The following is a 17,090-nucleotide window of genomic DNA, read 5'->3' as shown; positions in this document are numbered from 1 at the left end:
TTACTTCGCGCGCTCGACGATCTCAACGACGCGCCAGCGCTTCGTGCGCGAGAGCGGACGCGTCTCCATGATGGACACGCGGTCGCCGATGTGGGCGTCGTTCTTCTCGTCATGTGCGTGGAACTTCACGGTCTTTTTGACCGGCTTTTTATACATCTTATGCTGTTCGAGCTCTTCGACAGCGACGACAACCGTCTTGTCCATCTTATCGGACACGACTTTGCCGACTCTTACCTTGCGTACGTTTCTATCGCTCATATTGGATGAGCCTCCTTCCTTCTGCGTATCTTTTCGGCTGCTGCCCCATCCTCTCGATTAGGCGTTCGCCTGCTCGCGCTGAATGGTCTTGATGCGGGCAATCGTCTTCTTTACGTCCTTGATACGCATCGGGTTGTCGAGCTGTCCTGTGGCGTGCTGAAAACGGAGGCCAAAGAGCTCTTCCTTGAGCGACGCAAGTTTTTCCGTGAGCTCGTCGGCGCTCAGACCGCGGATCTCATCAACCTTCATTCACTTCACCGCCCTCTAGTTCTTCCCGTACGACAAATTTCGTCTTGATCGGGAGCTTGTGTCCCGCGAGGCGCATTGCCTCCGCCGCCACATCGCGTGCGACGCCGTCCATCTCAAAGAGGACGCGGCCGGGCTTTACGACGGCAACCCAGTACTCGGGCGAGCCCTTGCCGGACCCCATGCGGGTCTCGGCGGGTTTTGCCGTGACCGGCTTATCCGGGAAAATCTTGATCCAAACTTTACCGCCGCGCTTGATGTAGCGCGTCATAGCGATACGCGCCGCCTCGATCTGGCGGTTCGTGATCCATGCGGGCTCCAGGGCGACGAGGCCGTACTGACCGTGGCTGACCGTGTTGCCGCGCTGTGCCTTGCCCTTCATACGGCCGCGGAACTGCTTGCGGTATTTAACGCGCTTTGGGAGTAACATTATGCCTCGCTCCTTTCCTTGGCGGCTTTCGGCTGCTGTTTCTTATCAGGGAGCACTTCGCTCTTGAAGATCCAAACTTTAATGCCGATGCGGCCGTAGGTTGTGTGCGCCTCGGCCGTGCCGTAGTCGATATCTGCACGAAGTGTGTGCAGAGGGATGCTGCCCTCACGGTAGGACTCGCGGCGTGCGATTTCCGCACCGCCGAGACGTCCGCTGACGGCGATCTTAATGCCCTTTGCGCCGAGACGCATCGTGCGTCCGACCGCCTGCTTCATCGCGCGGCGGAACGCAATGCGGCGCTCGAGCTGCGCGGCGATGTTCTCTGCGACGAGCGTCGCATCGAGATCGGGCTGCTTGATTTCTGCAATATTGATATCAACGCGCTTATCGGTAAGCCCCTTGAGGCCTTCCTTGATCTGCTCAATGCCTGAGCCGCCGCGCCCGATGACCATGCCCGGCTTTGCCGTATGGATCGTGAGCTTCAGGCGGTTCTTGCTGCGCTCGGTTTCAACGCGCGGCACGCCTGCGGTCTGGAGGCTCTTCTTGAGGTAATCGCGAATCTTAATGTCCTCGTGCAGATTCTGCGCGAAATCCTTATCTGCATACCAGCGGGCATCCCAATCCTTGACGATGCCAAGGCGAATGCCATGGGGATTTACTTTCTGACCCAAACTGTTTCCCTCCTTATTCCTTTTCGTTTACGGCAACCGTGATGTGGGACGTGTGCTTCAAGATTTTGAACGCCTGTCCGCGGGAACGCGGATGAATGCGCTTGAGCGTCGGTCCCTGGTCAACGAAAGCTGAGGAAATGAACAGTCGATCCACATCCATGTCGAAGTTGTTCTCCGCATTTGCAACGGCGGAGCGGAGCACCTTCTCCACGGCATCCGCGCCGACCTTCGGCGTGAATTTCAGGATTGCGAGAGCGTCGGCGACGCTCTTGCCGCGCACGAGGTTCATCACGATGCGAACCTTGCGCGGCGCGATACGGATGTATTTGGCAGTAGCCTTTACTTCCTGTGCCACGAATCGTCCTCCTCTCTATCAGCGCAGCGAGGTCTTGCGCTCTTCGCCTGCGTGACCCTTAAATGTGCGTGTCGGTGCAAATTCACCGAGCTTATGTCCGACCATATCCTCCGTGACATACACGGGAACATGCTTGCGGCCGTCATGGACGGCAATGGTATGTCCAACAAAGTCAGGGAAGATCGTCGAGCTGCGTGACCACGTGCGCACGACCTTCTTCTCGTTCTTCTCGTTGAGCGCCTCAATCTTCTTCATCAGGCTCTCTGCGACGAAAGGCCCTTTTTTAATCGATCTTGACAAAGTTTCTCCTCCTTTCGCCGGGCGGCAGGTGCGCGTCCGGCGAGGCTCTATCGGGGTTGATTATTTACGGCGGTGAACGATGAGGCGATTCGACGCTTTCTTCTTCTTGCGCGTCTTCTTGCCCATCGCGATCTTGCCCCACTTCGTCATCGGGCTCTTGCGTCCGACCGGCGAACGACCCTCGCCGCCGCCGTGCGGATGGTCGTTCGGGTTCATAACGGTACCGCGTACCTCGGGACGGCGCCCGAGCCAGCGGCTGCGTCCCGCCTTGCCGATGGTGATATTCTCATGCTCGAGGTTGCCGACCTCGCCGATCGTCGCACGGCAGTTGATGTGCACGCGGCGAATCTCGCCCGACGGCATACGGAGAAGCGCATAGCTGCCTTCCTTTGCCATGAGCTGCGCCGAGGTTCCGGCGCTGCGGACGAGCTGGGCACCCTTGCCGATCTTGAGCTCAACGGCATGGATGACCGTACCGAGCGGGATATTCTTCAGCGGAAGTGCGTTGCCCGGCTTGATGTCGGATTCGGGACCCGACTCGACAATCGTGCCGACCTTCAGTCCGTTCGGTGCCAGGATATAGCGTTTCTCTCCGTCCGCGTAGTTCAGAAGCGCGATGCGCGCGCTGCGGTTCGGATCGTATTCAATCGTTGCGACACGGGCGGGGATACCGTCCTTCGTGCGCTTAAAATCAATGATGCGGTAGAGCCGCTTGTGTCCGCCGCCGCGATGGCGTACGGTCAGTTTTCCCTGCTGGTTGCGCCCGCCCGTTTTCGTCAGGCGAACCGTGAGGGACTTCTCCGGCTTGTCCGTTGTGATCTCATCGAAGGAAGAGACCGTCATGAAGCGTCTGCCGGCAGAATACGGCTTAAAACTCTTTACTGCCACGTTCGTACCTCCCTTTCGTCTCAGCCTTCAAAGAACTCGATGGTCTCGCCCGGTGCGAGTTTTACGATGGCCTTCTTATAGTCCGGGCGCTTACCCTGCGTGCGTCCCATGCGCTTCGTCTTACCGAGGACGTTCACAGTATTGACCTTTGCGACCTTCACCTTGAAGATCTCTGCGACCGCCTTTGCGATCTCAATTTTGTTGGCAGCCTTTGCAACGACGAAGACGTATTTGCCCTCCGCCATGAGCTGCGTCGTCCGCTCCGTGATGAGCGGGCGAACGAGAATATCGCGTGCTTCCATTATGCGAATACCTCCTCGATACGGGTGACGGCATCCTTCGTAATGAAGAGCTTATCGTGATGGAGAATGTCAAAGACATTGATGCCGGCTGCCGTGATGGCCTTCACACCCGGAATATTGCTCGTTGACCGTGCGACATTCACGGCTTCGTCCGCCGTGATGAAAAGACTCTTTGCGTCGACGCCGAAATCGTTCAGGAGCTTCACTGCCTGCTTCGTCTTCGGCGCGTCGAAATCAAGGCTCTCAAGGACGATAAAGTCACCCGTGCGCACCTTATCCGACAGCGCGCATTTGAGGGCGAGACGGCGCTGCTTGCGCGGCATCGTAAAGCCGTACTTGCGTGGATGCGGTCCAAAGACCGTACCGCCGCCGACCCACAGCGGGCTGCGCGTTGAACCTGCGCGGGCACGCCCCGTGCCCTTCTGGCGCCACGGCTTTTTGCCGCCGCCGCGCACGAGTCCGCGCGTCTTTGTGGCATGCGTGCCGAGACGCTGCGATGCGAGCTGGAGGACAACCGCCTGATGAAGGAGGCCGGCATTCATTTCGACATTGAAGAAATCGTCGCTGAGGTCGATCTCGCCGACCTGCTTATGCGACATATCGTATACTGCTACATTTGCCATACTGCTGTTCCTCCTTCCTTATTCTTTCGCTGCCTTTGCGGGCTTTACGGTATCCTTAATGACGACAAATCCCTTCTTGGGTCCCGGAATCGCGCCTTTGATGAGGATAAGGTTGCGGTCGGTGTCCACGCGGACAACCGTCAGGCGCTGTACCGTGACGCGCTCGCCGCCCATGCGGCCGGGGAGCTTCTTGCCCTTGAGGACGCGTCCGCCGGGTCCCGAGATCATCGCACCCGTTGAACCGGGTTCACGGTGCGACTTCGAGCCGTGTCCCATGGGGCCGCGTGCAAAGTTGTGGCGCTTGATGCCGCCTGCAAAACCTTTGCCCTTCGAGGTGCCGACCACATCGACGAGGTCGCCCTCTGCGAAGATGTCGACGCCGATCGTGTCGCCTACATTATATTCGGAAGGAGCCGAAAGGCGCATTTCACGAATGAAGCGCACTGCCTTCACGCCCGCCTTCTCAAACTGTCCCTTGAGCGGCTTCGTGACATTCTTTTCCTTCACGTCGCCAAATCCAATCTGCACAGCGTTATAGCCGTCCGTCTCGTTGGTCTTATTGCGGAGCACCAAATTGTTGCCCGACTCGACGACCGTCACGGGAACGACGCGGCCTTCCTCTGTGAAGATCTGGGTCATGCCCAGTTTTCTTCCTAAAATAGCCTTAGCCAAGGCTTCCACCTCCTATTTTAGAGCTTAATCTCGATGTCAACGCCGGCAGGCAGATCGAGCCGCATGAGCGAATCGACCGTCTTGTTCGTCGGCTGCAGGATGTCGATGAGGCGCTTGTGCGTACGCATCTCAAACTGCTCGCGCGAGTCCTTGTTGACGTGCGGAGAGCGGAGAATCGTGTAGACGTTCTTCTCCGTCGGAAGTGGGATGGGTCCCGAGACCATTGCGCCCGTCTTCTTTGCCGTGTCGACGATCTTCGCCGCACTCTGATCGAGCGCCTTGTGGTCATAGGCTTTCAAACGAATTCTGATTTTCTGCTGTTTCGCCAAAATAGTTTTCCTCCTTCGTCCGGGGTCTCGCCCCAAACATTTCTCCACGGCAGTTCCCTCTGCCCCGCCGGGGCATAGCCATCTGCCATGTCATCGCATGGAGTACATCGTTTCATATGATTCCAAAAGATGAATGTAAGAAGTTTTGTCATACTCCCTCGAAAAGGAGCGACGCGGTGCGCCGCTCCTCCTCATGGGAATATCAAATGGGATTAACCCTCGATTGCCGTAACACGACCTGCGCCGACCGTATGGCCGCCCTCACGGATAGCGAAGCGGAGACCCTGCTCGATCGCGATCGGGGTGATGAGCTCGACTTCCATTTCGACGTTATCGCCGGGCATGACCATCTCGGTGCCCTCGGGGAGACGGACAACGCCCGTCACGTCCGTCGTGCGGAAGTAGAACTGGGGACGATAGTTTGTGAAGAACGGCGTATGACGGCCGCCCTCTTCCTTCGTCAGGACGTAGACCTGCGCCTTGAACTTCGTGTGGGGCTTAATGGAGCCCGGCTTCGCGAGAACCTGGCCGCGCTCGATGTCCTTGCGATCCACGCCGCGGAGCAGTGCGCCGATGTTGTCGCCCGCAACCGCGCTGTCGAGCAGCTTGCGGAACATCTCGATGCCCGTAACGACCGTGCTGCGCGCCTCATCCTGAAGGCCGACGATCTCAACCGTGTCGTTGAGCTTCAGCTCGCCGCGCTCCACACGACCCGTAGCAACCGTACCGCGCCCCGTGATCGTGAAGACGTCCTCAACCGGCATGAGGAAGGGCTTATCCGTGTCGCGAACCGGAGTCGGAATATAGGAATCAACCGCATCCATGAGTTCGAGGATCTTCGCCTTCATCGCCTCGTCGCCCTCGAGTGCCTTGAGTGCCGAGCCTGCAACAACAGGGATGTCATCGCCGGGGAACTCATACTGCGAGAGAAGCTCGCGGACTTCCATCTCGACGAGCTCGAGGAGCTCAGGGTCGTCGACCTGGTCGACCTTGTTCAGGAACACAACGAGTGCCGGAACACCGACCTGGCGGGCAAGCAGGATGTGCTCGCGCGTCTGGGGCATGGGGCCGTCGGCGGCGGAGACCACAAGGATCGCGCCGTCCATCTGCGCCGCACCCGTGATCATGTTCTTCACATAGTCCGCGTGACCCGGGCAGTCCACGTGTGCATAGTGACGGTTGTCCGTCTCGTACTCAACGTGCGCCGTGTTGATCGTGATGCCGCGCTCGCGCTCCTCGGGAGCCTTGTCGATGTCCGCGTAGTCCTCGAACTTCGCGTAGCCCTTCTCGGAGAGCACCTTCGTGATTGCAGCCGTCAGCGTCGTCTTGCCATGGTCAACGTGGCCGATCGTGCCGATGTTGACATGGGGCTTGCTGCGGTTAAACTTTTCCTTTGCCATTAAAAATTGCCTCCTTATTCGCCTTTGTTTTTGGCGACTACAGCGTCAGCTATATTCTTAGGAACTTCGTCGTAGAAGGAAACCTCCATCGAGTAGTTCCCGCGGCCCTGAGTTTTGGAACGGAGATCCGTCGAGTAGCCGAACATCTCCGAGAGCGGAACGTACGCATTGATGACCTGCACGCCGTTGCGCGGCTCCATGCCGTCGATGCGCCCGCGGCGCGAGTTCAGGTCGCCGATAACGTCACCCATGTATTCTTCGGGCACCGTGACCTCAACCTTCACATACGGCTCGAGCAGGACAGGATTTGCCTTCTCGGCACCGGCTTTGAACGCCATCGAGCCTGCCACCTTGAATGCCGCCTCCGAGGAGTCGACTTCATGGAACGATCCGTCGTAAACGACAACCTTGATGTCCACCATCGGATAGCCGGCAACAACACCGCTCTCCATTGCCTGACGAACGCCCGCCTCGATCGGGTTGATGAATTCCTTCGGAATCACGCCGCCGACGACCTTGTTCTCGAACGTAAAGCCCTCGCCCGCTTCCTGCGGGAAGAGTTCGAGCCAGCAGTGACCGTACTGACCGTGACCGCCGGACTGGCGGACGAACTTGCCCTCGGACTTGACGGACTTGCGGATCGTCTCACGGTAGGCAACCTGCGGCTCGCCGACCTTGCAGTCGACCTTGAACTCGCGGAGCATACGGTCGACGATGATCTGCAGATGCAGCTCACCCATGCCCGAGATGATGACCTGTCCCGTCTCTGCGTCCGTATGAACGCGGAACGTTGGATCCTCCTCAGCAAGCTTTTGAAGGGCAATGCCCATCTTCTCCTGATCGTTCTTCGTTGCAGGTTCCACCGCAACGGAGATTACGGGATCGGGGAACTCCATCGACTCGAGAATGATCGGATGCGCTTCGTCGCACAGTGTATCGCCCGTCGTCGTGTTCTTGAGTCCGACGGCAGCAGCAATATCGCCGCTGTAGACCACATCGATCTCTTTGCGGTTGTTTGCATGCATCTGGAGGATACGCCCGATGCGCTCCTTGTTGTCCTTCGTCGCATTGAAGACGTAAGAGCCGGAGTTCAGCGTGCCGGAATATACACGGAAGAACGCAAGCTTACCGACGAACGGATCGGTCATAATCTTGAACGCAAGTGCCGAGAACGGTGCGCTGTCCGACGCGGGACGGCTGTCTGCCTCGCCGGTATCGGGATTCACGCCCGCAATCGGAGGAATATCCGTCGGTGCCGGCATATAGTCCACGATGGCGTCGAGCAGCGGCTGTACCCCCTTGTTGCGGTACGACGTGCCGCAGGTGACCGGAGTCATCTCGCAGGCGATGGTCGCCTTGCGGATCGCATGGCGGATCTCCGCCTCCGTGACCTCTTCGCCGCCGAGGTACTTCTCCATGAGTTCATCATCCGCCTCAGCGCACGCCTCGAGCAGCTTCTCGCGATACTCTTCCGCCTGCTCTTTGTACTCTGCGGGAATCTCGACCTCGTCGGTCACCTTGCCGAGATCGTCCTCATAGACGATGGCATCCATCTTCACGAGGTCGATGATGCCCTTAAACTCGTCCTCCGCGCCGATCGGCAGCTGAATCGCCACCGGATTTGCGTTGAGGCGCTCGCGCATCATCTTCATAACATTGAAGAAATCCGCGCCCGTAATGTCCATCTTGTTGACGTACGCCATGCGCGGAACGTTGTAACGCTCCGCCTGACGCCAAACCGTCTCCGTCTGCGGCTCGACACCGCCGCGCGCCGTGAGAACGGCGACCGTGCCGTCCAGAACGCGCAGCGAGCGCTCTACCTCGACCGTAAAGTCAACGTGACCCGGCGTATCAATAATATTGATGCGATGGTCTTTCCAGTGGCAGGTCGTCGCCGCCGACGTAATCGTAATGCCGCGTTCCTGTTCCTGAACCATCCAGTCCATTGTGGCTGCGCCTTCATGGACCTCGCCGATCTTGTGCGTTACGCCCGTGTAGAAGAGAATGCGCTCGGTGGTCGTCGTCTTGCCGGCATCAATGTGCGCCATGATGCCGATATTCCGCGTTTTTTCAAGGGAATATTCTCTTGCCACTGTTTCCTATCGCTCCTTACACTGCAGGTATTGTTACCAGCGATAATGTGCGAATGCCTTGTTGGCCTCCGCCATCTTGTGCGTATCTTCCTTCTTCTTGATTGCCGCGCCCGTATTGTTCGCAGCATCCATCAGCTCCGCCGACAGGCGCGCTTCCATCGTCTTCTCGCCGCGCAGACGCGCATAGCTGACGAGCCAGCGAATGCCGAGTGTCATACGGCGATCCGCACGTACCTCGACAGGTACCTGATAGTTCGCACCGCCGACGCGGCGCGCTTTCACCTCGAGCACGGGCATAACATTGCGCAGCGCCGTCTCGAACACCTCGAGCGGATCCTGCCCTGTCTTCTCGCGAATTGTGTCGAACGCATCGTACACAACGCGCTCCGCGACACTCTTCTTGCCCGAGAGCATGACCTTGTTGATAAACTTCGTCACCGTCTTGGAATGATATACCGGATCCGGCAGAACATCCCGCTTCGGCACGGGGCCCTTACGTGGCATAGCCCAACCTCCTACCTAAAACGATATACTTCCTTACTTCTTCTTCGCACGCTTTGCGCCGTACTTCGAACGTCCCTGTGCGCGATCCTGCACACCGGCCGTATCGAGCGAGCCGCGGATGATATGATAGCGCACGCCCGGCAGATCCTTGACGCGCCCGCCGCGAATGAGGACGACGCTGTGCTCCTGCAGATTGTGTCCGATGCCGGGGATATATGCGGTCACCTCGATGCTGTTCGTCAGGCGAACACGAGCAACCTTTCTAAGAGCAGAGTTCGGCTTCTTCGGCGTGGATGTGTAAACACGCGTGCAGACCCCTCGCTTCTGCGGGCTGTTCTTCAGTGCTGGTGCTTTCGATTTCTCCTCAAGGCTCTTTCTGCTCTTTCGAATGAGCTGATTGATCGTTGGCATACTGCACCTCCTTCCTTTGTCGTCGAGTAACAATTCTTTTGTAGGAAAACGCATGGCTGCGTTTTTACCGTAGTATTGCGACCGCAGCGGCGCCTACATCGAGGCGCGCCCGCTCACCGAGCTCGTCCTTCGTCGCCGTGCGGTCAACCGCGACGCCCTTCTCCGCACACGCCGCAAGAAGCGTGTGCGTCACGCGTTCATCGGCGTCGGATGCGATGAATACCGTCTCCGCGGCACCGTTCAGCACGGCGCGTTCCACCTGCTTTACGCCCGCAATGCGGCGCGCAGAGCGCAGTTTCTCCAGAGACATATCCTCACCTCCAAAAAGGGGACTGTCACATAATATCATCCGCTAAAACCCTTGTCAACGTATATTTTACAAAGTTTTTCATTGACACATTTTCTAGCGTATCTTTCTGCAAAAAAGGATGTGTTTTGAAAAAATTTTTCCCGTCGCATAAGAAAAGCGCCCCTGCCGAACGCAAAGGCGCCTTCTCTTTGCAGCAATTCTTCCGCAGGCGCGGCGTGCTCCTGTATCTCTCGAATTGCCTCTATCGATACCAGCAGCATATGGCGGACACGAAATCTACCGCCTCAAAAAGAATCCGCGTTCTTCCCTCATTTATAAACACTTAACGAGGCAGAATCATATAGTGGATGATCCGCACCTTGTCAATCAGAAAATCCATGATTTCCTCGAACCGCGTTTCAAACTCCTCCTCCGTCAATAGAAAGTCGCAGCCCGGCTCAGTCCCCGAATAGGAATGCGTCCTCTCATCCCTCCCCCATAATGAAATTCGATATTTCTTTTCATCTGCGTCATAATCAATCTCGATGCATTGATGAAATCGATGCCACTTATTCCATGTCTTATACTTCGTCATGCGCCACGGTTCGGAAGCCTGCCGCTCCGTCCGATACGCCGCCAAACTCTCCGCCAGCCCCTCCATGACACACTCTTTAAGCGCGTCTCGTTCCACGGGAATATATCCCCCCATAGTCTGCCCAAATCCGGCGGGCACCGTGTAATGAAGCCCCCGCGACAGGGATTTATCCTTCCGATTGACATAAATACTGACGCTGCCTTCCATGATTTCCCTCCTCAGTCGAAGCTTTTGCTCATCTTTTTGTGCATCACAAGTTCCGATGCCCCGCAGATTCCAAAAGCTGCGGATGCCGCACATAATACGCCGCCATCTCTGACCAACCGTCACGCTCCTCCGTAAACCGCTCCACATCGTTCCGGCGCGGAATCTCGCCCGCCGACACGGCGAGTGTCTGCTCCGCGCGCTCGGCATAAAAGCCAATCTCGGCGCGCGTCACCCACGCATAGGGCGTAACGACACGTTCAATAGGCTCTGTCAGCGGCCGCTCGATCGCATAGTATTCGAATCCCTGCGGTGCAATGAGTTCAAAGAGCGTCGGCAGGATATTCATATGTCCGCCGATGGTATTCCCTGCAAAGTGCGTGGGCGTCAGCTGCGGATGATGCATCGCAAAGGACGTTAGGACACGCTCGCGCAGGGCGATCTCCTTGCGTTCCAGAACCTCCGCCACCGGCAGCACGCCGCCCATGTGGTCGCCCGTCACGATGAAGAGACTGTCCGGGAACGCCGCTCGCATTTCGTCAATGAACGCACAAAGAGCTCTGTCCGCATACCACGCACACGCCAGACCGCGCCGCCGGAGCCCCTTCTCGCGCAGCTCTGCGGGCGCATCCCGCAGAACCCGATCCGCATCAAAGCCATAGTCCTCGAACGGCAGGAGGTAAGGTCCGTGATTCGACGTTGTATAGAGGAAGTGAAACCCGCGGTACTCCTCCGCCGCACGAATCCGCCGTGCAGCCTCTCTGAGAAAGATATGGTCATGCACGCCGAGCCATGTGCGCGGCGCATCCGGCGGGCAGATGTCGGGGCCGCCGTAAGACGCATCAAAGCCGACCGCCGGAAGGAAATGTGCGAGACTTCCCCAGTTCAAACCGCCGCCATACCAAAAATCCGTCCGGTACCCAAGCTCCTTCATTTGACGCGGCAGCGAGGTTGGCAGAGTCCCGCTCCAAAAATCCTTATTCTCATTCAGCTCCATATCCGCATCATAAATGCCGAGGAGCAGACTCGTGAGCGCCGGCTGCGAGATCATCCCCGCCGGGAGGAAATTATGGATGCTCACCGTATGAGGATCAGCGCGGAACCGCTCACTCGCCTCCATCAGATGCAGGTGCGCGAATGTCGCGTCAAAAAGAGCCTGCATATGGCTCTCTCCCAGCAGGAAGAAAATATGTCGGGGAGGTTCAATTCTGCTCCCCTGCGCGGTTCTTTTATACAGCTCGAGCGGACATTCGGCAAAGTCACGTCCGCCGGGCAGTACCGCTCTTATGATCCGCCGCGACTCCTCATCCGTATGTCTGAGCGCTTCGCGCGGCGGACGCTTCCATACCATTTCGAGCGCGATAAAATCATCGATGGTCGCCTTGCCGAGCACGACGTCATTCTTCACGATCGGCGGCACCTCGTCCCACTCCGGCTTTTTCCGATGGCGGAACGTCCCACCGTAGCGCAGCCAGTAAAAGAGTGCAATCGCAGCGAGAAAGGTCGCCGTATTCGCCGCATACTGCGCGGCGCCCTCAAACGCAAACGGATATGCGACGGACGGCAGTGCAAGAAGCCCCCGCGCGGCGAGAGCACAGACCGCAAGATACGGAAAATAGCCGAGCAACAGCCACGCCCCATGATTTTGGTTGAAGAATATATCGGCAAAATTTCTCTTATCGGCATTTTTTCCAAGCCATACCGTTTGATTGAACGTATCGCGGAAATGTGCATAGAAAATCATCTTCCCAATGAACGCCGTATACAGCAGCGCCGCATAAAGGAGCACGAAAATCGTCCGCACCGTATCGGCGACGCTGAAATAAGCGGGCAAAAAGGCGCTCGGAACGGAAACAAAAAGCAGAAGCGCAAGATAGACATATGCGTTGAAGTCCATCCCCCACCAAAATCCATAGTTAAAACAGCCGAACCACTTGCGCCACTCGCCGCGCGGCGACTTTTTCGAACGGTAAGTCAGGATGAAGATCAAGCGGAACACAGCGCAGATCATCGGCGGCAGGAGCGCGATTTTTAGATCCTGCTGCGCACCAAGAAAAAAATCACTGAACATCGATTTTCCTCACAAAGCTACAATGATATTGAAAAACTGCCGCCCGCGCTCCCGCGTACGGCAGTCCCTTTATCGCACCACATGCATACGGCGGCGGCGTTCTTCCGCTTCCTCCTCTGCGCCGCGCCTCTGTGGCGCATCGCCGTCCGACGCACGGTCGTTTCGATCGGCAATGCCGAGCAGCATCCCCATCCCCGCCATTGTCACAACGAGTGAGGAGCCGCCGTAGCTAATAAAGGGCAGCGGCACACCGACGACGGGGAGGAGTCCCGCAACCATCGCAAGATTTGCCAGCGCCTGACCGAGTACGAGAAAGACGATGCCGAGCGCGAGCACCTGCCCGAACACGTCTTTTGCCCGAGCCGCCACGCGAAGACAGTAGATGAGAAGCACCCCGATGAAGAAAAAAATGAGCAGCACACCGAGAAAGCCGTGTTCCTGACTAAAGATCGCAAAGGCAAAATCTGTATGTGCCTCCGGCAGATACTCATATTTGCTCACGCCGTCGCCGAAGCCCATCCCAAAGATGCCGCCCGACCCGATCGTCGAAAGCGACTGCACCATCTGATACCCCGCGTCGCGCGCGTCCGACCAAGGATCGATCCAGACCAGAATGCGCTTCATACGGTAGGGCTGAAGCGCCCCAATCCCAAGGGCAATAATTCCGCCCAGCAGACCAAACCCGCCCCAGTAAAACGGACGAACAAGCAGCACAATCGCCATGAGAAGCGGCACACCGAACACGATGCACGCTGTGCCAAAATCCGGCTCACGGTAGACGAGAAACGCCATCACGAGAATCGCCCCGAACGGAACAACCACGCGCGGCCAGTCCTCCGCAATGTAAAAGTCCTCCTTCGAGAGCACCGACGAAATCGAAAACGCCCCCATCAGCACTGCCATGAGCTTCGCAAACTCTGCGGGCTGAAAGCTAAGCGGTCCAAGCGAAATCCACCGCTGCGCACCGTTCACCGTCGTCCCGACGAAGAGTACTGCGACAAGCAGGAAGAGCGTGACGCCGAGCCCCACGAACATCAGCCCGCGCCATTTGCGATAGTCCACCTTACGGCAGATCACGCAGGCAATGATGCCGAAAAAGCTCCACAGCGCGTGGCGCCCCAAGAAGAAATACGGGTTCTCAAAATCCATCGCCGCAAGCACATAACTCGAGCTGAATACATTGACCAATCCCACCACGAGAAGAATCCCCATGATGATAACAATCGGCTCCGAATCGCTCTTAAAGAGCGTATAGCGCGTACGCATCAGTCGTGCTCCTGCGGCAGCCGCGCCGTGAGGCGCCCAATCTTCGCCCCGCGCGCGCTGAACTTGCGCTCGTACTCCGTCATGATATTCGACGGATCGCCGAGTGCGTGCAGATCATGCGTCACATCCGAGAGACGCCACCCCTCCTGCACCATCGTCTCAAGAGAGTACGCAAATAAGCCCTCATTGTCCGTCTTGAACCGGATCTCTCCGTCCGGACGCAATACTTCCCGATAACGCGCAAGGAACACCTCGCTCGTCAGCCGCCGCTTCGCATGGCGCTTCTTCGGCCACGGGTCTGAAAAATTCAAATAGATACGCCAGACCTCCCCCGGCGCGAACAGTTCCGACAGATGCGCCGCATCAAAGACAAGCAGGCGCAGATTCTTCAGCTCCCGCTCCGCCGCCTTGCGCGCAGCAAAATAGAGCACGCCCTGCTGTGCCTCCAGCCCCACATAGTTGATCTCCGGATGCCGTGCCGCCAGCTCCGTGATAAAATCGCCCTTGCCCACACCGATCTCAATATGAAGCGGCGCCGTGCGGCGAAATTCATCCGCCCATCGCCCCGCAAAATGCCGGACGTCCCCGCCGAGCGGCGTCACAAAATCCGCATAGTCCCGTATCGCCGTGTCAATCCACGGTTTTCGCCGCAGTCTCATATCCTGCCCCGTTCATCTCCGCTCTTTCTCGCCGCACCATCGTCGAAATTACCAAATCTTTCCCATGAGGAACCACACACGCCCCGACGCCGCATTCTTCGGCGCAACCTGCGCATCGAGACCAATGCGCCGTGCATAGTCGAGCCGCGCGAACCAGTCGCCCGGCTTATGATAAGCCGCCCCGACACCCCAGCCGCGCAGCGTCATGCGGTTCGGCGCGTTATGGCTAATACGTACTGTCCCCGCATCGTAGAACGTACTCATCGTCAGCCCGCGCAGCGGCGTATGCCAGCGCAGTTCCGCCGTGCCGAGCACGCCTTCGTCGCCCGATGCCTCTCCCTGCGCGTAGGCACGCACACCGTTCGGCCCCCCGAGATAAAAATCCTCCGAGCTGTCGAGGTTCTGCCACGATTTTTGCCCCGACACCTTGACCATGAGATCCGCCGCATTGCCGAGCCGCTGCACCGCCGTCATATCCGCTTCAACCTTCTCGTAAGCGCCTTCGTTCGTCCGGTTGATCATTCCGAGGATGCTCGAATACAACGAATCATAGGACAAACGTCCGAGCGTAAAGTTCATATTATAATTCAGCTGCAACCCGCGCATCCGCTGCATCCCGACCAGCCCCGCATAGACGCTGTGCGTATGCTTCTTCCCTTCGAGATCAAAGCCCGTAATATCGTCGTTCAGCCTGCGGTAGTTATAGCCGTAACGCACCAGCAGGCTGCGGTTTGTCAGATGATAGAGCGGCGTCCGGGCAAAAATCGTCATCGTCAGGGAATTCCCCTCCGCACCGATCGCCGCAAGCGCGCCGCCGACCTTGTAATTCATCCGTGCAATGCCGATGCCCGCCGTTGTCCCGCCGCGGCCGACTACCGTCTCATAGTTCACATAGAAATTCCGCAGGCTCCCGTTCGAAATAATCGTGCCCGCATTGACCTTATCCCCGCGCCCCGACGGATCGTAAAGCGTTTCCTGCAGGCCGTACCGGTAACGTCCTGTCCCTGTACTGCCGTAGTTCTCCACATAGAAAATCGTATTGGACTCCTTCGAATCCTCGATCCGCACCGTCAGATCGCTCGTCCCGAACGAAGCGCCCGGGCTCAGCACACCGACCGCGCGCGCCCCTGTCGCATCCGACACCGAGTAGAGCGCCGTCTCGAGCTTCGCCGACGTAATGATATCATTCTTCTTCAGCCCCGCAATGATACGCGCAGCAACGGGCGTCTTCAGGCGGCTCTTATTCTCAATGCGGATGTCATTGTAACGCCCTGGGATCACGCGCAGCACAATGACCCCGTCCATGCTCTCCTGCGGCGGCAGATACGCCGCAGCGGCAGGATAGCCATGCGTGCGGCAATACGTCGTCAATGCATCGACGGTGCGGCGCAGATCGGCGATCGTCTTGCCCGCCCCCATCCCCTCTTCGAGGATGCGTGAGAGCTCGTCCTTATCAAGATTCAGATCGGGCGCCTCAAGCACAAAATTCTCCACCGTAAAATGTGCTTCAAAGTCATCCTTTTGATAGGAAGGGATCCGATCCTCTACACCGATCTCGGAAGGCGGCGCCATCTCCGCAATATCCTCCCCCGGCCGCGCGAGTGACGGCGCGGCAAAGACGCTTGTCCCCGCTCCCGTACAGGCGGCGCAGACAACGGCGGCAAGCCAAAGACGCATCGTTCCGTATTTTTTCCGATGATATACAGCACTGCTCACGATTGCGGTTCACTCCCAAATCATAGTTCACCCGGTTCATTATTCCATTTGTATTCTAGCATCTTCATATACAAAAGACAAGCACGCGGCGCTTGCGGTGCAGAGAGATTTACGGTAGAATCGGCAGTACCGGAACCGAAGCCGCATCTCACAGGGAGGTCGTACGTAATGAAGAAAATACTGTTCGTCTGCCATGGCAACATCTGCCGCTCTCCGATGGCGGAATTCGTCATGAAAGCATTGGTACAGGAAGCTGGGCGTGCGGACGAAATCAGCGTCACATCAAAAGCGATGCACACGGACGAAATCGGAAGCGATACGCATTACGGCACGCGCGAGGTGCTGCGCGTACACGGTATCCCCTTTACAAAGCGGAGTGCCGCGCTCATGCAGCGCTCCGATTACGACACGTATGACTACATCGTCGGCATGGATCGTGAAAACATGCGCGACCTCGACCGCCTGACGGGCGGTGATCCGGCAGGAAAGACGTACAAACTCCTCTCCTTCATTGGAGAGCGCCGCGATGTCGCCGACCCGTGGTACACCGGAGACTTCGAAACCACCTACCGCGACGTCAACGCAGGGTGCCGTGCCCTCCTCGCGCAGATTTGCGGCGAGAATTCCGGGAACGCTTGACGATTGGCATCCCGCGGAGCAACGCTGCCGCGATACAAAATGAGCGCACAGAAAAACCGCAGCCGTTTGACTGCGGTTTTAATTTACAAATGGCAGGGGTAGCTGGACTCGAACCAACGCATGCGGGATTCAGAATCCCGTGCCTTACCAACTTGGCGATACCCCTATC

At 57.8% G+C, this 17,090-nt stretch carries 22 protein-coding genes and 1 tRNA gene; 1 reads left to right on the top strand and 22 read right to left on the bottom strand.

Annotation, left to right across the window (positions count from 1 at the left end):
- The 21 genes from rpsQ to HMPREF9162_RS03010 form a co-directional block, all read right to left on the bottom strand.
- A complete protein-coding gene (gene rpsQ, locus HMPREF9162_RS03115) occupies positions 1-258 on the bottom strand; it encodes a 30S ribosomal protein S17 (protein WP_009349624.1) in 258 nt (85 codons plus the stop codon).
- Between the two features lie 57 nt (positions 259-315).
- On the bottom strand, positions 316-507 hold the full coding sequence (gene rpmC, locus HMPREF9162_RS03110) for a 50S ribosomal protein L29 (RefSeq protein ID WP_006307553.1): 192 nt from the start codon (positions 505-507) through the stop codon (positions 316-318).
- Complete coding sequence (gene rplP, locus HMPREF9162_RS03105) at positions 497-934, bottom strand: 50S ribosomal protein L16 (RefSeq protein ID WP_009349623.1); 438 nt, start codon at positions 932-934, stop codon at positions 497-499. Before rplP ends, rpmC begins: the two co-directional genes overlap by 11 nt.
- A complete protein-coding gene (rpsC, locus tag HMPREF9162_RS03100; protein ID WP_009752717.1) occupies positions 934-1,605 on the bottom strand; it encodes a 30S ribosomal protein S3 in 672 nt (223 codons plus the stop codon). Before rpsC ends, rplP begins: the two co-directional genes overlap by 1 nt.
- A 13-nt stretch (positions 1,606-1,618) precedes the next feature.
- Positions 1,619-1,960 (bottom strand): 50S ribosomal protein L22, encoded by a 342-nt coding sequence (gene rplV / locus HMPREF9162_RS03095; RefSeq protein WP_006691174.1) that lies wholly within the window; start codon positions 1,958-1,960, stop codon positions 1,619-1,621.
- 18 nt (positions 1,961-1,978) lie between these two features.
- Positions 1,979-2,260 (bottom strand): 30S ribosomal protein S19, encoded by a 282-nt coding sequence (gene rpsS / locus HMPREF9162_RS03090; RefSeq protein ID WP_006695832.1) that lies wholly within the window; start codon positions 2,258-2,260, stop codon positions 1,979-1,981.
- A 60-nt stretch (positions 2,261-2,320) separates the two neighbouring features.
- Entirely contained in the window at positions 2,321-3,148 is an 828-nt protein-coding gene (gene rplB / locus HMPREF9162_RS03085) for a 50S ribosomal protein L2 (RefSeq protein ID WP_009657263.1), read from the bottom strand.
- 20 nt (positions 3,149-3,168) lie between these two features.
- Positions 3,169-3,450: a 50S ribosomal protein L23 gene (gene rplW / locus HMPREF9162_RS03080; protein WP_009349619.1), complete on the bottom strand. Its 282-nt coding sequence runs from the start codon at positions 3,448-3,450 to the stop codon at positions 3,169-3,171.
- On the bottom strand, positions 3,450-4,073 hold the full coding sequence (gene rplD, locus HMPREF9162_RS03075) for a 50S ribosomal protein L4 (RefSeq protein WP_009438268.1): 624 nt from the start codon (positions 4,071-4,073) through the stop codon (positions 3,450-3,452). The genes rplW and rplD overlap by 1 nt, the downstream gene beginning before the upstream one ends.
- Positions 4,074-4,091: 18 nt before the next feature.
- Positions 4,092-4,745 carry a 50S ribosomal protein L3 gene (rplC, locus tag HMPREF9162_RS03070; protein ID WP_009752692.1) on the bottom strand — a complete coding sequence of 218 codons (654 nt, stop codon included), beginning with the start codon at positions 4,743-4,745 and terminating at the stop codon, positions 4,092-4,094.
- A 17-nt stretch (positions 4,746-4,762) separates the two neighbouring features.
- Complete coding sequence (rpsJ, locus tag HMPREF9162_RS03065; RefSeq protein WP_006695835.1) at positions 4,763-5,074, bottom strand: 30S ribosomal protein S10; 312 nt, start codon at positions 5,072-5,074, stop codon at positions 4,763-4,765.
- A 212-nt stretch (positions 5,075-5,286) separates the two neighbouring features.
- Positions 5,287-6,474, bottom strand: a complete 1,188-nt coding sequence (gene tuf, locus HMPREF9162_RS03060; RefSeq protein ID WP_009752556.1) for an elongation factor Tu — start codon at positions 6,472-6,474, stop codon at positions 5,287-5,289.
- Between the two features lie 14 nt (positions 6,475-6,488).
- Positions 6,489-8,567: an elongation factor G gene (fusA, locus tag HMPREF9162_RS03055; protein WP_009657363.1), complete on the bottom strand. Its 2,079-nt coding sequence runs from the start codon at positions 8,565-8,567 to the stop codon at positions 6,489-6,491.
- Positions 8,568-8,600: 33 nt separating this feature from the next.
- On the bottom strand, positions 8,601-9,071 hold the full coding sequence (gene rpsG, locus HMPREF9162_RS03050) for a 30S ribosomal protein S7 (RefSeq protein WP_009657301.1): 471 nt from the start codon (positions 9,069-9,071) through the stop codon (positions 8,601-8,603).
- 33 nt (positions 9,072-9,104) lie between these two features.
- A complete protein-coding gene (gene rpsL, locus HMPREF9162_RS03045; protein WP_006307578.1) occupies positions 9,105-9,482 on the bottom strand; it encodes a 30S ribosomal protein S12 in 378 nt (125 codons plus the stop codon).
- Positions 9,483-9,546: 64 nt separating this feature from the next.
- Positions 9,547-9,792, bottom strand: a complete 246-nt coding sequence (locus tag HMPREF9162_RS03040; protein WP_009349612.1) for a ribosomal L7Ae/L30e/S12e/Gadd45 family protein — start codon at positions 9,790-9,792, stop codon at positions 9,547-9,549.
- A 322-nt stretch (positions 9,793-10,114) separates the two neighbouring features.
- Positions 10,115-10,573 carry a hypothetical protein gene (locus tag HMPREF9162_RS03030; protein WP_009438318.1) on the bottom strand — a complete coding sequence of 153 codons (459 nt, stop codon included), beginning with the start codon at positions 10,571-10,573 and terminating at the stop codon, positions 10,115-10,117.
- A 43-nt stretch (positions 10,574-10,616) separates the two neighbouring features.
- Positions 10,617-12,641 (bottom strand): LTA synthase family protein, encoded by a 2,025-nt coding sequence (locus HMPREF9162_RS03025; RefSeq protein ID WP_009438240.1) that lies wholly within the window; start codon positions 12,639-12,641, stop codon positions 10,617-10,619.
- Between the two features lie 69 nt (positions 12,642-12,710).
- Positions 12,711-13,907 carry an FtsW/RodA/SpoVE family cell cycle protein gene (locus HMPREF9162_RS03020; RefSeq protein ID WP_009752686.1) on the bottom strand — a complete coding sequence of 399 codons (1,197 nt, stop codon included), beginning with the start codon at positions 13,905-13,907 and terminating at the stop codon, positions 12,711-12,713.
- Complete coding sequence (gene trmB / locus HMPREF9162_RS03015; RefSeq protein WP_009752582.1) at positions 13,907-14,566, bottom strand: tRNA (guanosine(46)-N7)-methyltransferase TrmB; 660 nt, start codon at positions 14,564-14,566, stop codon at positions 13,907-13,909. Before trmB ends, HMPREF9162_RS03020 begins: the two co-directional genes overlap by 1 nt.
- Before the next feature lie 48 nt (positions 14,567-14,614).
- Positions 14,615-16,243, bottom strand: coding sequence for a ShlB/FhaC/HecB family hemolysin secretion/activation protein (locus HMPREF9162_RS03010; RefSeq protein WP_037350160.1), 1,629 nt, complete (start codon positions 16,241-16,243; stop codon positions 14,615-14,617).
- A gap of 207 nt (positions 16,244-16,450) precedes the next feature.
- On the opposite strand from HMPREF9162_RS03010, the gene HMPREF9162_RS03005 reads away from it, so the two are divergent.
- The gene (locus tag HMPREF9162_RS03005) at positions 16,451-16,921 is read left to right on the top strand and encodes a low molecular weight protein-tyrosine-phosphatase (protein ID WP_009657356.1); all 471 of its coding nucleotides are present in this window, start codon (positions 16,451-16,453) and stop codon (positions 16,919-16,921) included.
- Between the two features lie 90 nt (positions 16,922-17,011).
- On the opposite strand, the gene HMPREF9162_RS03000 is transcribed toward HMPREF9162_RS03005, so the two are convergent.
- A tRNA-Gln gene (locus tag HMPREF9162_RS03000) sits at positions 17,012-17,087 on the bottom strand.
- Positions 17,088-17,090: the final 3 nt, after the last annotated feature.

It is taken from the genome of Selenomonas sp. oral taxon 137 str. F0430 (genome assembly GCF_000183625.1).
Classification (GTDB): Bacteria; Bacillota; Negativicutes; order Selenomonadales; family Selenomonadaceae; genus Centipeda; species Centipeda artemidis.
This window is presented reverse-complemented; position numbering and strand designations above follow the sequence as displayed.

What these genes read in the sequence shown, in the direction of transcription:
- rpsQ (WP_009349624.1), bottom strand. Translation starts at nt 258, where the DNA reads ATGAGCGATAGAAACGTACGCAAGGTAAGAGTCGGCAAAGTCGTGTCC.
- rpmC (WP_006307553.1), bottom strand. Translation starts at nt 507, where the DNA reads ATGAAGGTTGATGAGATCCGCGGTCTGAGCGCCGACGAGCTCACGGAA.
- rplP (WP_009349623.1), bottom strand. Translation starts at nt 934, where the DNA reads ATGTTACTCCCAAAGCGCGTTAAATACCGCAAGCAGTTCCGCGGCCGT.
- rplW (WP_009349619.1), bottom strand. Translation starts at nt 3,450, where the DNA reads ATGGAAGCACGCGATATTCTCGTTCGCCCGCTCATCACGGAGCGGACG.
- rplD (WP_009438268.1), bottom strand. Translation starts at nt 4,073, where the DNA reads ATGGCAAATGTAGCAGTATACGATATGTCGCATAAGCAGGTCGGCGAG.
- tuf (WP_009752556.1), bottom strand. Translation starts at nt 6,474, where the DNA reads ATGGCAAAGGAAAAGTTTAACCGCAGCAAGCCCCATGTCAACATCGGC.
- rpsG (WP_009657301.1), bottom strand. Translation starts at nt 9,071, where the DNA reads ATGCCACGTAAGGGCCCCGTGCCGAAGCGGGATGTTCTGCCGGATCCG.
- rpsL (WP_006307578.1), bottom strand. Translation starts at nt 9,482, where the DNA reads ATGCCAACGATCAATCAGCTCATTCGAAAGAGCAGAAAGAGCCTTGAG.
- HMPREF9162_RS03040 (WP_009349612.1), bottom strand. Translation starts at nt 9,792, where the DNA reads ATGTCTCTGGAGAAACTGCGCTCTGCGCGCCGCATTGCGGGCGTAAAG.
- HMPREF9162_RS03030 (WP_009438318.1), bottom strand. Translation starts at nt 10,573, where the DNA reads ATGGAAGGCAGCGTCAGTATTTATGTCAATCGGAAGGATAAATCCCTG.
- HMPREF9162_RS03025 (WP_009438240.1), bottom strand. Translation starts at nt 12,641, where the DNA reads ATGTTCAGTGATTTTTTTCTTGGTGCGCAGCAGGATCTAAAAATCGCG.
- HMPREF9162_RS03020 (WP_009752686.1), bottom strand. Translation starts at nt 13,907, where the DNA reads ATGCGTACGCGCTATACGCTCTTTAAGAGCGATTCGGAGCCGATTGTT.
- trmB (WP_009752582.1), bottom strand. Translation starts at nt 14,566, where the DNA reads ATGAGACTGCGGCGAAAACCGTGGATTGACACGGCGATACGGGACTAT.
- HMPREF9162_RS03010 (WP_037350160.1), bottom strand. Translation starts at nt 16,243, where the DNA reads ATGCGTCTTTGGCTTGCCGCCGTTGTCTGCGCCGCCTGTACGGGAGCG.
- HMPREF9162_RS03005 (WP_009657356.1), top strand. Translation starts at nt 16,451, where the DNA reads ATGAAGAAAATACTGTTCGTCTGCCATGGCAACATCTGCCGCTCTCCG.